The organism is Colwellia sp. MT41 (genome assembly GCF_001444365.1).
Taxonomy (GTDB): Bacteria; Pseudomonadota; Gammaproteobacteria; order Enterobacterales; family Alteromonadaceae; genus Colwellia; species Colwellia marinimaniae.
In genome coordinates, this window is sequence record NZ_CP013145.1 from 655,452 (window position 1) to 668,994 (window position 13,543).

General features: G+C 38.5%; 15 protein-coding genes. 12 read left to right on the forward strand and 3 right to left on the reverse strand.

Annotated elements, in window-relative coordinates:
• Positions 1 to 102: 102 nt before the first annotated feature.
• Positions 103 to 762 (reverse strand): PAQR family membrane homeostasis protein TrhA, encoded by a 660-nt coding sequence (trhA, locus tag CMT41_RS02825; RefSeq protein WP_057179658.1) that lies wholly within the window; start codon positions 760 to 762, stop codon positions 103 to 105.
• A 125-nt stretch (positions 763 to 887) separates the two neighbouring features.
• A complete protein-coding gene (locus tag CMT41_RS02830) occupies positions 888 to 1,106 on the reverse strand; it encodes an EF-hand domain-containing protein (protein ID WP_057179659.1) in 219 nt (72 codons plus the stop codon).
• Between the two features lie 345 nt (positions 1,107 to 1,451).
• Between CMT41_RS02830 and CMT41_RS02835 the strand changes: the two genes are divergently transcribed.
• The 12 genes from CMT41_RS02835 to ribB all read left to right on the forward strand — a co-directional run bounded on the left by CMT41_RS02835 (position 1,452) and on the right by ribB (position 12,245).
• Positions 1,452 to 2,966, forward strand: coding sequence for an alpha/beta hydrolase (locus CMT41_RS02835; protein ID WP_058026291.1), 1,515 nt, complete (start codon positions 1,452 to 1,454; stop codon positions 2,964 to 2,966).
• Positions 2,967 to 2,968: 2 nt separating this feature from the next.
• Positions 2,969 to 3,715 carry an ABC transporter ATP-binding protein gene (locus tag CMT41_RS02840; RefSeq protein WP_057179661.1) on the forward strand — a complete coding sequence of 249 codons (747 nt, stop codon included), beginning with the start codon at positions 2,969 to 2,971 and terminating at the stop codon, positions 3,713 to 3,715.
• Positions 3,715 to 3,864, forward strand: a complete 150-nt coding sequence (locus CMT41_RS18925) for a hypothetical protein (protein WP_157466258.1) — start codon at positions 3,715 to 3,717, stop codon at positions 3,862 to 3,864. Before CMT41_RS02840 ends, CMT41_RS18925 begins: the two co-directional genes overlap by 1 nt.
• Positions 3,864 to 4,013 carry a hypothetical protein gene (locus tag CMT41_RS18930; RefSeq protein ID WP_157466260.1) on the forward strand — a complete coding sequence of 50 codons (150 nt, stop codon included), beginning with the start codon at positions 3,864 to 3,866 and terminating at the stop codon, positions 4,011 to 4,013. Before CMT41_RS18925 ends, CMT41_RS18930 begins: the two co-directional genes overlap by 1 nt.
• On the forward strand, positions 4,013 to 5,188 hold the full coding sequence (locus CMT41_RS02845; protein ID WP_058026292.1) for an ABC transporter permease: 1,176 nt from the start codon (positions 4,013 to 4,015) through the stop codon (positions 5,186 to 5,188). The genes CMT41_RS18930 and CMT41_RS02845 overlap by 1 nt, the downstream gene beginning before the upstream one ends.
• 60 nt (positions 5,189 to 5,248) lie before the next feature.
• Positions 5,249 to 5,881, forward strand: coding sequence for an RNA polymerase sigma factor (locus tag CMT41_RS02850; RefSeq protein WP_058026293.1), 633 nt, complete (start codon positions 5,249 to 5,251; stop codon positions 5,879 to 5,881).
• Positions 5,874 to 6,599 (forward strand): hypothetical protein, encoded by a 726-nt coding sequence (locus CMT41_RS02855; protein WP_058026294.1) that lies wholly within the window; start codon positions 5,874 to 5,876, stop codon positions 6,597 to 6,599. The genes CMT41_RS02850 and CMT41_RS02855 overlap by 8 nt, the downstream gene beginning before the upstream one ends.
• Before the next feature lie 463 nt (positions 6,600 to 7,062).
• Entirely contained in the window at positions 7,063 to 8,322 is a 1,260-nt protein-coding gene (glyA, locus tag CMT41_RS02860) for a serine hydroxymethyltransferase (RefSeq protein WP_057179665.1), read from the forward strand.
• A 233-nt stretch (positions 8,323 to 8,555) separates the two neighbouring features.
• The gene (nrdR, locus tag CMT41_RS02865; RefSeq protein WP_057179666.1) at positions 8,556 to 9,053 is read left to right on the forward strand and encodes a transcriptional regulator NrdR; all 498 of its coding nucleotides are present in this window, start codon (positions 8,556 to 8,558) and stop codon (positions 9,051 to 9,053) included.
• Between the two features lies 1 nt (position 9,054).
• Positions 9,055 to 10,263: a bifunctional diaminohydroxyphosphoribosylaminopyrimidine deaminase/5-amino-6-(5-phosphoribosylamino)uracil reductase RibD gene (gene ribD, locus CMT41_RS02870; RefSeq protein ID WP_058026295.1), complete on the forward strand. Its 1,209-nt coding sequence runs from the start codon at positions 9,055 to 9,057 to the stop codon at positions 10,261 to 10,263.
• Between the two features lie 28 nt (positions 10,264 to 10,291).
• The gene (locus CMT41_RS02875) at positions 10,292 to 10,978 is read left to right on the forward strand and encodes a riboflavin synthase (RefSeq protein WP_058026296.1); all 687 of its coding nucleotides are present in this window, start codon (positions 10,292 to 10,294) and stop codon (positions 10,976 to 10,978) included.
• 157 nt (positions 10,979 to 11,135) lie between these two features.
• Entirely contained in the window at positions 11,136 to 12,245 is a 1,110-nt protein-coding gene (gene ribB, locus CMT41_RS02880) for a 3,4-dihydroxy-2-butanone-4-phosphate synthase (protein ID WP_057179669.1), read from the forward strand.
• Positions 12,246 to 12,304: 59 nt separating this feature from the next.
• Here ribB and CMT41_RS02885 read toward each other — a convergent pair whose 3' ends face one another.
• A complete protein-coding gene (locus CMT41_RS02885) occupies positions 12,305 to 13,435 on the reverse strand; it encodes a hypothetical protein (protein WP_057179670.1) in 1,131 nt (376 codons plus the stop codon).
• Positions 13,436 to 13,543 lie beyond the last annotated feature (108 nt).

Below are 13,543 nucleotides of genomic sequence, written 5' to 3' on the forward strand. Positions count from 1 at the left end.
GGCATTAACAGCTAAACATTAAAAAGCCGCACTCTTTATTACTAGTAATAAAGAGTGCGGCTTTTTTTTCTTTAAATTAGACTTTTAACTATATTCTAGATGTTAAACATACCAATAAATCATCAAAAAGTGACAGGTAGCGCCACCTAGAACAAAAAGATGCCAAATAGCATGAGTGTAAGCCACTGTTTTTTTGACATAGAAAAATACGCCCAGACAATAAATCAGCCCGCCTAAGGCTAACAAATTAACGGCCTGCTCAGGTAATGCCTGATATAATTCAGCTAAAACTCCTAAGGAAATAAAGCCCATGGCTAAATAAGTGCATAAGGATACTTTCTTGTACTTATTGCCAAATTTTATTTTAAAAATAATCCCTGCAAGCGCAAATAGCCAAATCAATGCTAATAAGGTATAGCCAAGTGGGCCTGCTAAAGTGATGGCGAACAGTGGTGTATAGGTGCCAGCAATGAGTAAATAAATTGCGCAGTGATCGAGTAGTTTGAAGACACTTTTAGCGCGTTCATTGGTTAAACTATGGTAAAGGGTTGATGCTAAAAAGAGTAAAATACCACTGCTAGCAAAGACACTGAAGCTGATGATGCGGTTAATATCACCCTGACTGTTTTTTAATAATAAAAACAGTGCTAAGCAACTGAGTATTAGGCCAAAGGCATGGCTGATGGCATTTAGAGCTTCTTCACGACGGCTATAGGACGTGGGCTGACAATTGTCTGTAGGACTGTTTTTCTGGGAAGGCATAGTTAATCGCTGCAATTAATTGAGTGTACAAGTGTACGCTCAATTATAAAGCAAAGAAAGAGTTTTGTTTGAAGAGTAAGTTTAAGGCTAAAGCTCGTTTAGCCATGCAGTGCCAGCGCTATTTATTACAGGGCTAACTCAATAACCATGTCTCTTAATTCATCTTTAGAGATAGAGTTACTGTGATTTTTATCAAAGCGATTAAAGATGGTCTCACACATGCGAATACCTTTGTCTTGCAGTAATACATCAATCAACTCAACAAACTCAGTACGATTAATTACGCCATCTTTATCTTCATCAAACACTTCAAATAATTCATCTACCCACTGATTTAAGTCCATATGTAATCCTTAGCACCAATTTAAATAAGAGATGACTAAACCATATCCCTTATTTAGGTGTTTGGGAATGGCTATTTAATCTTTTTTATCCTTATGATGGATAAAGACACAATTTACTTGCTTGTTGTTAACTTTCGGGGGGATTAAGCATTAACTGGTCGGATTTCTTTATTGTTGATTTCATCTCTATAGCTAGCGATAAATACTCAATAGTGGTGTTTCTTGTTAGTTATTCTTTATATTTTATCTTGATGTTATCTTTATTTTGAGATTTTTTTATATTTTTTGTAATAAATTTGAAAAGGTGAAGACTAACTGTTGGATGCTTTATTAAGGAAAGATAAAATGAAAACGATGTGGGAAAGAACGTGGAAAAAACTTTTTACTCTCGGCTTGTTATCCATTAGCGCAACAAGCTGGGCGAGTGATAATAAATTAACATTAGAGAATTGCCATTTAGGCGAAATACGCTCACAAGTGAAATGTGGGACATTGCAAGTACCTGAAAATTACCAAAAACCGCAAGGCAGACAAATCTCAGTAAACTTTTCAATACTGCCAGCCATTAATAATAGTGATAATAAAGTTCCGTTAATGTTTCTTGCTGGTGGGCCAGGCCAAGGCGCAGTTGAGTTATCAGCGCATATATTTAGAAATTTCAATGAAATTCGTAAATCTCGCGATATTATTTTAGTTGACCAACGCGGTACAGGTGCTTCTAGCCCCTTACAGTGTCAAGATAAGGTTGGCATTAACCCTTACACTAGCTTGATTGAAGACTTTACTAACGAAGAAGTAAAAGATTGTTTAGCGCAGTTAACCGCAGACGACAAGCTTGACTTAGCACAATTTACCTCTGAAAACGCTGTTCGAGATTTTGATGCTGTGCGCGCGGCTTTGGGTCATGAAAAAATTAATATTTACGGCGGCTCTTACGGTACTCGTGCAGCACTAGTGTATATGCGTTTGTTTCCACAATCGCTCAATAGTGTGGTACTAGACAGCGTTGCACCGGTAGAAGTGCCTATTGGTCTTTTTGGTCAAAGCGCCGCGAGATCGTTCAAACTGTTATTAGAAAATTGCCAAAAAGATAAAGCGTGCCAGCAAGCCTACCCCAATTTAGCACAAGAATTTAAAAATGTGGTTGCCAAGTTAGCGCAAAGCCCTGCTAAGGTGATTATTAGCCATCCAAGGCTTGGCACGGCAACGGAATTTATTATTAACGACACTAAGTTTATTTCTACCTTGCAAATGCAGCTTTATTCGTTAACAGGTCGCTCACTGGTACCTTTAATCATTCATCAAGCCAGTATTGGCGATTTTAAACCACTCGCAGGGTTAATTGCGCAAACTGATACCGATGAAGGTATGGGTATTTATATTGGTTTGCATCTGAATATTGTTTGTAATGAAGATATGCCAAGAATGTCTGAGCAGATGCTTAAAGATGATGCCATTAATGATTTTGCTAAAGATTTTAGCAACAAAATTATGCAAGATGCTTGTGCAGTGTGGCCAACGTACTCCGTAAGTGATGATTTTTATATGCCGATAACGGCTAATATTCCAACGCTTATTTTATCAGGTGAGTTAGACCCTGTTACCCCGCCAAGCAATGGTGAAAAGTCAGCGGCAACCTTGCCCAATAGCCATCATATTGTTGTTAAAAATACTGCGCACATTGTGGCATCAACAAAATGTGCGGTTGGCCTTGTTAATGAATTTTTAAGCAGTTTAATGCCGAAGACATTAGATGAAAGTTGTTTAAGTGAATTGCCTGAGGAGTCCTTTATGACCGGCTTAAATGGCAGCGTGATCAGTACGGTTGAAAAAAACATTGCTCAAGCAGTAAAGGAATAATCATGATTGAAGTAAAGAATTTACATAAAAGTTTTGTCTCAAAAAAGACTACAGTAAAAGCCTTAGACGGTTTATCTTTTACCGCTAAAGATGGTGAAATTACTGGCATACTCGGACCTAATGGCGCGGGTAAAACCACTTGTTTGCGTACCTTGTATGGTTTATTAAAAGCCGATGAAGGCTCAGTAATTGTTGATGGCATTAATGTTGCGGAAGATCCATTAGCAGTGCGAAAAAGTTTGGGCATATTCCCTGATAAATTTGGTTTGTACGAGCGCTTAACGGCGTATGAGCAAGTGGACTATTTTGCCAGTATTCATGGTATGCACGGCGCAGCTAAGCATCAGGCTATCGAAACCGTTTTTAAAGAATTAGAAATGACTGAACTAGCGCACCGTAGAACTACAGGTTTCTCACAAGGTCAACGTATGAAAGTTACTCTGGCACAAGCCTTGGTACATCAACCAAAAAACTTTGTCTTGGATGAGCCGACCCGTGGTTTAGATGTAATGAGTACCCGTATTTTGCGTAACTATTTAGCAGCGCATAAAGAAAAAGGCCACTGCATTTTATTTTCATCACATGTAATGCAAGAAGTAGCTGCTTTATGTGATCGGGTCATTATTGTTGCTAACGGCAAGTTGGCCGCAGAAGGTACACCACAAGAGCTGTGTGATTTAGCCGGTGAAAAATTATTAGAAGATGCCTTTGTTAAGTTAATTGGCTCAGATGAAGGAGTAGCAGCATAATGAATGCGAGCATAAGACAATTTAATGCCTTGTTAATTAAAGAATTTAAAGAAGCATATCGTGATAAACGTGCCTTGATGGTCGCGTTGTTCGTACATGAGTGCATTATTTTTAAGTTAATTGGCTCAGATGAAGGAGTATCAGCATAATGAATGCGAGCATAAGACAGTTTAATGCCTTGTTAATCAAAGAATTTAAAGAAGCATATCGTGATAAACGTGCCTTGATGGTCGCGTTGTTCGTACATGAGTGCATTCTTTTTAAGCTCATTGGCTCAGATGAAGGAGTAGCAGCATAATGAATGCGAGCATAAGACAATTTAATGCCTTGTTAATTAAAGAATTTAAAGAAGCATATCGTGATAAACGTGCCTTGATGGTTGCGTTAAGTATGGCCTTTTTTGTACCCGTGCTGATGGTAATAGTGGTTAACATTCTGATCGCAAAGAATGTTGACAACCCAGCGATTTATGTACACTTTACTGGCACTGAATACGCGCCGAAGTTAATTAAATCACTACAAGATAAAAATATATTAGCATTTGCCGATGTGCCGAGCGAGGATAAACGTCAGTGGCAACAGCAAAGCATTGAGCTGATCATCCCTGAGCATTACAGTGAACGCATGGCGCAGGGTAAAGTGATTGATATTATTTTACGAGCTGATTTTACCGAGCAATCATTAGCGCCGCCACTAAGGCGTATTGATGGTGTTATACAAAAGCATTCACTAGAAATTGGTTATAAACGTTTATTGGTGCGCGGTATTGATACCAAGTTATTACAGCCTATTGCGCTGCAAATACAAGATACTGCTCTGCCTAGCTCTAATGCTATGATGATCTCTATAATGTTAGGTATTTCCCTTTTACTGGTCGCTTTTGTATCAGGTTTATCTATTGCTATTGACTCAAGTGCCGGTGAACGTGAACGTAATATTTTAGAAATGTTACTTTGCCAACCGGTAAGCACCTTAAAAATAGTGTTAGCTAAAATGACCTGTGTTAGTTCTGTTAGTATTTTGTCTATCGCTATTATGCTCAGCTTGACGTCGTTTGCCACGAATTTTATTGATTTAAGCAAACTAGGTATGTCTTTTAATATAGATTTAGCAACATTTTCTGTATTGATGTTATTGCTTATTCCAATATGTTTTTTCGCGGCAATTTTACAGTTGTTTTTTGCTTTTCAAGCCAAAAGCTTTAAAGAAGCGCAAGCAACGGTGAGCATGTTAATTGTGGTACCAACCACTATTCCTTACGCAATGATGTTTATGGACAGTAAACCTGCTTGGTTAAATTACGCACCGATCGCGGGGCATTCATTATTAATGGAAGATATCTTTAAAGGTTTACCTATTGACTGGTTTGCCTTTGCTGCAACAACTGCAATTACTGTCGCGCTTATCGCTGCGTTAGTTGTTATTTTGTCTGTGCGCTTGAAATCAGAAAAAGTGGTGATGGCGTTAAGCTAGTAAAGGTCTTGATGATTAAATGCAAGTAACTGAATAAGAGCTGAGCTAAAAGCAATTAATATGTTAAATTCTAGTAAATTAATATTATCTAAAGCTCAATTATCTTCCGCTACGGCTGAGGGGATTGAATACAAGGAAAGTAGTTTGGAATGCTCTTATTCAGAGGTTAAATATGTAGATAATCAAGCTGTATTTACCGAGTGGATGACGGAGCATGAAAAACTGCTTCGTCATATTATTACCGGTTTTGAAGCAAAACTTGCTATACAAGATGAACTTTTTCAAGAAATAGCGTTAAACATTTGGCGTGCCTTGCCTAAGTTTCGTCAAGACGCTGCGGTTAAAACCTTTGTCGCGCGTATCGCTCATAATGTTTTAGCTACCCATGTTGCCAAAGCGGTGAAAACAGTTAAAACCTCGGATATAGAAAGTTGTGCTGAAGTTGAAAATATAGCAACAACACAGAAAACGCCTTATCAATCACTTAACCAGAGTCAGCGACAACAAAAATTAGCTAATGCAATTCGTCAGTTAAAACTTGAGCAACAACAAGTGATAACCCTGGCTTTAGAAGGTATGAGTTATCAAGAAATAGCGGATATTTTAGTGATAACTACCAATTTAGTGGGTGTGAGGTTACAACGTGCTAAAACATTATTAGCACAGTTGTTGGAGGGAGCAGAAAATGGATAAATCAGTATTGGAAAATGAAGATACATCATCGGTAGAGCCCAATAAACTAGAAACTACTGATGGAGTTATTGTTAAAACAAACCAGATTGATGTACTTTCATTACCTCGCCAAAAAAATGTACCTCGTTCAGAAAAAGATAAAAAATCTCCGCCAGCAGATGAGCCAGCATTAGATGAAAACTGGCTATTACTTGCTCGAGACTGGCAAAGTCAGCCTTATGAAAAAACTGATATTCAAGCTTTGCTTAAGCAAACAAAAAAGCGCACTTTTTGGGCTAAGTTTTTGTTAGGGCTTAATGTTGTTGCAACATTAGGGCTTATTGGCTTTTTTCTTGTCGGCTTACTTCAAGGTGCGTTTGATAAAGCAACGATTATTTATTTAGGTGTAGGTAGTCTTTTATCGCCAGTGTTTGTTTATTATGAAATAAAAATTCGATTACGAACTTGGCAGCAAAGCTGTGATAGTCCTGATAGAGCTGTAAGTAATGCAATTGCAGCCTGTGAATCATCAATAAAATATTATCAGTTGAGTAAATATTCTGGAGTATTTAGCGTACCTTTTGTTAATGCTTATTTATTTGTTCTGGGTAGTGAGTCTGAAAAATCTCCATGGCCATATATTGCAGTCTTCAATCTATTTGTTTTGCTCATGTGGTTTGTTACTCACGCTATCCAACAAAAGCGAAAAAAAGAGTTAACACAGCTTTCTTCTGTATAGACTAAGTAACCAATCTCTCATAGGTAAAGATCAAAGTACTGACAAGTAACAAAGAACTCATGAACGGCGCTATCGTGTAAATATCGATAGCGCCGTTTCATTATTAATAAGGTAATGAATTTATCATGCAGCATGAAATATTTGCACTTTACTAATTTAGTTGTTTATTGTTCGGATTTTTATTGTTTAAGCTGTTTTATATTCGTTGTATCTTGGTTTTTTATTGGTTATAGTCTGTTTGCTTATTTTGGTGAAAGCTTTTATCGCACTTCTAAGTACTATGCTTAACAAATTACGCTATATAACAGTATAATTTGTACTAAAACTAGCCCGTTTTGCCGTGTACATACTGGCAAAAATCAGGCAGTATACTGCCACTAATTTTTGTATGTCCTCATTGCTTTATAAAGAAGTAGTAGGGCATAGTTTGCAGCCTTGGGCTGAAATACTTAAGGAATAAAACATGTTTACTCGTGATATGAATATTGCCGATTTTGATCCGGAACTTGCTCAAGCAATAAGCAATGAAGTTGTTCGTCAAGAAGAGCACATTGAGTTAATTGCGTCTGAAAACTACTGTAGCCCGCGTGTTCTTGAAGCACAAGGCTCTCAGCTTACTAACAAATACGCTGAAGGCTATCCGGGTAAACGTTATTACGGTGGTTGTGAGTATGTTGATGTTGTTGAGCAATTAGCCATTGACCGCGCAAAAGAATTATTTGGCGCTACTTATGCCAATGTTCAACCTCACGCGGGTTCACAAGCCAACGCTGCTGTTTTTCAAGCCTTAGTTACACCAGGCGGAAAAGTATTAGGTATGAGCTTGGCACATGGTGGTCACTTAACTCATGGTTCACATGTAAACTTCTCTGGTAAGTCATATGAAGCATTTCAATATGGCCTTCACCCAGAAACTGGCGATATTGATTACGAAGAATTAGAGCGTTTGGCGCTAGAGCACAAACCAGAAATGATTATCGGCGGCTTCTCAGCATTCTCAGGTGTTGTTGATTGGGCACGTATGCGTAAGATTGCTGATAAAATTGACGCTATCTTCTTCGTTGATATGGCTCATGTTGCCGGTTTAGTGGCGGCAGGTCTTTACCCTAGCCCATTACCACACGCTCATGTTGTTACCACAACTACCCATAAAACATTAGCTGGTCCACGTGGCGGTTTAATTGTTTCTGCTTGTGATGACGAAGCTATTTACAAAAAACTTAACAGCGCAGTTTTCCCTGGTGGCCAAGGTGGCCCATTAATGCACATCATTGCTGCGAAAGCGGTAGCATTTAAAGAAGCATTAGAGCCTGAATTTAAAGTTTACCAGCAAGGTGTTTTAGATAACGCTAAAGCTATGGTCGAGGTATTACAAGAACGTGGTTACAAAGTTGTTTCTAACGGTACTGAAAACCATTTATTACTGCTTGATTTAATCGATAAAGATATCACAGGTAAAGATGCTGATGCTGCTTTAGGTAAAGCAAACATCACGGTAAACAAAAACTCAGTACCAAACGATACTCGTTCTCCGTTTGTTACTTCAGGTTTACGTTTAGGTACACCAGCAATCACTCGTCGTGGTTTTGCTGTAGAAGAAACTAAAGCGTTAACTGGTTGGATTTGTGACATTCTTGATGACATCAACAATGAAGACGTTATTACCCGTGTTAAAGGTCAAGTTAAAGAGTTATGTAGCCGTTTCCCTGTTTACCAAAAATAGCTACTCGGGATAACTAAGTTAATAACAAACTACCGTCATTGCCGAAGTCTTTTGTCGGACGTGGCACGGATGCTACTTATTAGACAATGCAGGGAGCATATTGTCCTGAATCCAGTTTCTTTAGCTTAATCACATGTTTTATATTAAAATGGTCGCCTTGAGCGGCCATTTTTCGTTTTTCTCCATAAACTATCCGCTTGTATCTTTTAGTTTATAATTTTCGTAGGTAATCTATGTATTGTCCATTTTGTTCAGCTGTTGACACTAAAGTTATTGATTCACGCTTAGTTTCTGGCGGCCATCAAGTACGCCGTCGCCGAGAATGCTTAGCTTGTCATGAACGTTATACCACTTTTGAAAATGCAGAGTTAGTTATGCCACGCATAATTAAACGTGATGGCAGCAGAGAGCCCTTCAATGAAGATAAGATGCGCAGTGGTTTAAGCCGTGCGCTAGAAAAACGCCCGGTTAGCATGGAACAAATAGAGTTGGCGATTAATAAGTTAAAATCGCAAATGCGCGCTACCGGTGAGCGAGAAATAAGCAGTGAAATGTTAGGTGATTTAATCATGGCACAGCTTAAAAAATTAGATAAAGTTGCTTATTTACGTTTTGCCTCGGTGTATTTATCTTTTGAAGATATCAGTGAGTTTGCCGATGAAATAACGCGCTTAGGTAAAGAAAAAAACGGCAAGGCACAGAAAAACAAACAAGTTAAAGTGGTTAAATAATATGAATGTTAGTGTGGCTGATAGCCCTTTTACTGCGCAAGATCACCTGTTCATGTCTCAGGCGCTAGCGTTAGCGAAAAAAGGCCATTTTACTACCTCGCCCAATCCTAGGGTAGGTTGTGTATTAGTGAGCTATAAAGGCGGTGTTGGTAAAGTTATTGGTACAGGTTACCATGAAAAAGCAGGGCAGGGCCATGCAGAAGTGAATGCCTTAGCCGAGGCCAACGTTAACCATAGCGCTTTAATTAAAGGCGCTACGGCGTATGTTACTTTAGAGCCTTGCAGCCACTTTGGTCGCACGCCACCATGTGCACAAGCATTAATTGCTGCCGGTGTTGGCCATGTTATTGCTGCCATGGTTGACCCAAATCCACAAGTTTCCGGTAATGGTTTAACCCTGTTAGAACAAGCCGGCATCAAGGTCCAATCAGGTTTGTTAGCGCAAGGTGCAAAAGCACTTAACGTCGGCTTTATTCATCTGATGGAAAATAAACGTCCTTATGTGCGCTGTAAATTAGCAGCTAGCCTTGATGGAAAAACCGCCATGGCCAGTGGCGAAAGTCAATGGATAACGTCAAGTGCTGCTCGCCAAGATGTGCAACGTTTAAGGGCGCAGAGTTGCGCTATTATTAGCGGTGCCGATTCAATCATTTTTGATAATGCTAAAATGACGGTACGTTGGTCTGAGTTAGGTGAATTAAAAAATAGCTATGCAAAAGAGACGCTGCGTCAACCATTACGTGTTGTTATCGACAGTCAAAATAGGCTAACGCCGGATCTCGCTTTATTCGAACATGACTCGCCAATTTTGATTATTCATGCAAAAATTGAAAATAAATGTGCAACAAATCTTGAAAACTTACCAAAATGGCCTCATTTCGTAGAACAAGTGCAATTACCTGTGGTAAAAAACGCCCAGGGAAAATTTAAAATAGATTTGCCCGCTTTGTTAACACTACTAGCAAAGCGAGGACTCAATGATATTTTAATTGAGTCAGGCGCACAGTTAAGTGGTGCCTTTATTGAGCAAGATTTAGTTAATGAACTTATTCTTTATCAAGCCCCTAAGTTAATGGGGGGTGACGGTAAAAATTTAGTGGCAATGCCAGTGATAACAAAGTTAAATCAAGCTAAGGCATTAACCATTAGTGATATTCGTATGGTCGGTGGCGATATTCGTATCACTAGCCAACTAACAGCTAATAAATAAACAAACAAAAAATTAAATAGAGAAGTCTATGTTTACAGGAATTATCGAAGCGGTTGGTGTTATAAAAACCATCAATGTTAATGCCCAAGGTGCTCGTTTAGTTATCGCTACCCATGATTTGGATATGAGTGATGTTAAACTGGGTGACTCCATAGCAACTAATGGTATTTGTCTTACTGTGGTTGAGGTTAATAACAGCAAAGGCAATGGTAGTTATAGCGCCGATGTTTCTAATGAAACCTTACAGCGCACCGGTTTTGTCAACTATCAAGTGGGTAGTAAAGTGAACCTAGAAAAAGCTATGTTAGCAAGCACACGTTTTGGCGGCCATATGGTTTCAGGTCATGTCGATGGTGTTAGTGAAATATTAGCGATTAATAACAATGGTAACAGTATTGAATACTGGTTAAGCATGCCAGGTGATTTAGCACATTATATTGCTGAAAAAGGTTCAGTAACTATTGATGGTACTAGCTTAACGGTAAATGCGTTGGCTGAGGATGGTTCAGTAGGTAAATTTCGACTGACCATAGTGCCGCACACAGTAAAATCAACCATCTTTGGGGACTATCAAGTGGGTACTAAGGTGAACATTGAAGTGGATTTAATTGCCCGCTACCTAGAACGCTTACTCACTAAAAGTGAGCAAAAAGAGTCAGCACCACGGTCAAACGTTAGTGAAGCTATGTTATTAAAAGCGGGCTTTATCAAATAGCCAGGTTTTAAAATAAAGCTAAGCAACTAATTAAAGTGAACAACTTAAGCTAAACAAACAAATGATGAGTGCATATAATGGATGAACTCACTAAAATATAACAAATACGCACAGTAAAATGGCGCTAACAATATAGCTAGCCATCAAAGAGGCCGAAATGAAATTAAATACCCCACAAGAAATCATCGCAGACATCGCCCTAGGTAAAATGGTTATTTTAATGGATGATGAAGATAGGGAAAATGAAGGTGACTTCATTATGGCCGCTGAACAAGTGACCTCTGCAGCGATTAACTTTATGGCAACCCATGGGCGTGGTTTAATTTGTATGCCAATGAGCCGTGAAAAATGTGAAGCATTAAAAATACCCTTGATGGTAGATAAAAATGATGCACAATTTAGCACCAACTTTACCGTGTCAATTGAAGCTGCAACGGGGGTTACTACGGGTATCTCTGCCGCTGATCGCGCTACGACGGTACTTGCTGCCGCCATTAAAGGCGCAACACATCTTGATATCGTGCAACCGGGTCATATTTTCCCCTTAATTGCAAAAGATGGCGGTGTGTTAAATCGTGCCGGGCATACTGAAGCAGGTGTTGATCTAGCACGCATGGCGGGTTTTGAACCTGCGGCTGTTATTGTCGAAATTTTAAATGAAGATGGCACCATGGCACGTCGTCCGGATTTAGAAATTATCGCACAAAAACATGATATTAAAATGGGCACCATAGCTGATTTAATTGAATTTAGAAATGCCACTGAAACGACTATCGAGCGTATATCGCAGTGTAAATTACCGACGGCTTTTGGTGAATTTGATTTAACCGTATTTAAAGACACCATCGATGGTCAAGCACACTTTGCTTTAACTAAGGGTGAAATTAAGGCCGATGAGCCGACACTTGTACGTGTGCATTTAGAAAATACTTTCCGTGACTTACTCTTTAGCCAGCGTGAAAGTGTGGCTACTTGGCCAATAGCAAGTGCTTTGGAAAAAATTGCTAAAGAAGGTGGTGTACTGGTATTACTAGGTAAACATGAATCACCAACTGAGTTAATTAATTTGGTAGAAAAATATGCCCAAATTGATGCCGGTGAAGTGGTAAAAGAAATTAACCGTCATGTTGGCTCACGTAATGTTGGTGTTGGTTCACAAATACTGGCTAACTTAGGTGTCAGTAAAATGCGCTTATTAAGTTCACAAACCAAGTACCACTCACTGTCTGGTTTTGGCCTAGAAGTTGTTGAATATATTGCGGATTAGCCACTTACATTGGTATTAATGATTAAAGTAAAGGGTGCTTGTAGTAAGTACCTTTACTTTTAAAAAGTATAGTGTCCTGATAACCCCAAAGAAAACTGCATCGCTTTCTCTATATCAATATCATCAATAGCAAACTTCAGAGCAAACCATGAGTTGCTATATTGAATTTCAGGAGATAGGTGTTCTAAATCTAGCAATAGTCTGATGTTACTTTGCTTATAAGTAAAACCTACACCGGCATAATAAAAGTTAACTTCACCTTGACGTTTATAACGAACAATATAGCGGCTAGCAATAGATTTAGTAGATATATGCTCTGCTTGATAATGGGCAAATAAGTTAACGTTTTCTGGCAGATCGAATTGATAATCTTTATAGCCAGCGACTCCTCTATATAAAGGTAAGTAAGACTTGCCCCCTAAACTATTAATAAAAGTGCCATCGGTATCCACCGTACCTTCACTATAACCTAATTTTTTCATGTTAAACCGTGAATATAAATCTTTTATATCAAGGGTAAATGCTAGGTCATTATTGACTTGCCAATGAACAAATAAATCAACTGTTACGCCATAACCATCAATGTCCCAGCTATCATTATTGCCACGTTTTAAAAAATTTTTATCACTGTAAAGCTCTCTTAGCTGAGCTGTGCCAGTAATATTATTATCTTCATCACCAAAAATTTCACCGGTAATTTGTGACTCTCTGGTGGCGCTAACATCCCAGTAGCCGACATTAATTTCAGTAGAAAAACTTTCAAACTGCCATTGATAACCTAGCCTAAATCCATTGCTACGTTGGTGATGTAATCTCAATGCAAGTTGATAACTATCTTGTGTGGTTAGTGCTTGGTCAGTGCGCTCTAAATAGAAAGCTTGCGCGGTATCGGGGTTGGTAAAAACAAAATAATCGACACGGTGAGCAATATTAAAAGATATATTTCCCCAATAAGCTTTTAAGCCAGTTTCATTTTGAGTAAAACCAATACTTGAATCTGTTGCGGGGGCTTGTTGCCACTCATCATCAATAAGTTGTTTTATCGGTAAAATATTACTAAATGACTCACTTAATACATAAGCTGAAACATGATCGTTATTGAGTTGTTTATTATTTGCGTAACCCTTATCTGCCCAAAGAGTGGTAAATAAAAAAGTTAAAGTAACAGCACAAAGTAAATTAATCTTCACTAATACTCCTTATTGGCAGAAAATGATCATTTGTTAGCTTATAAAAAATGCCAGTCATTACTGACTGGCATTTTAATTTAACTTAAATTGCTATTGTTTAGTAGTTAA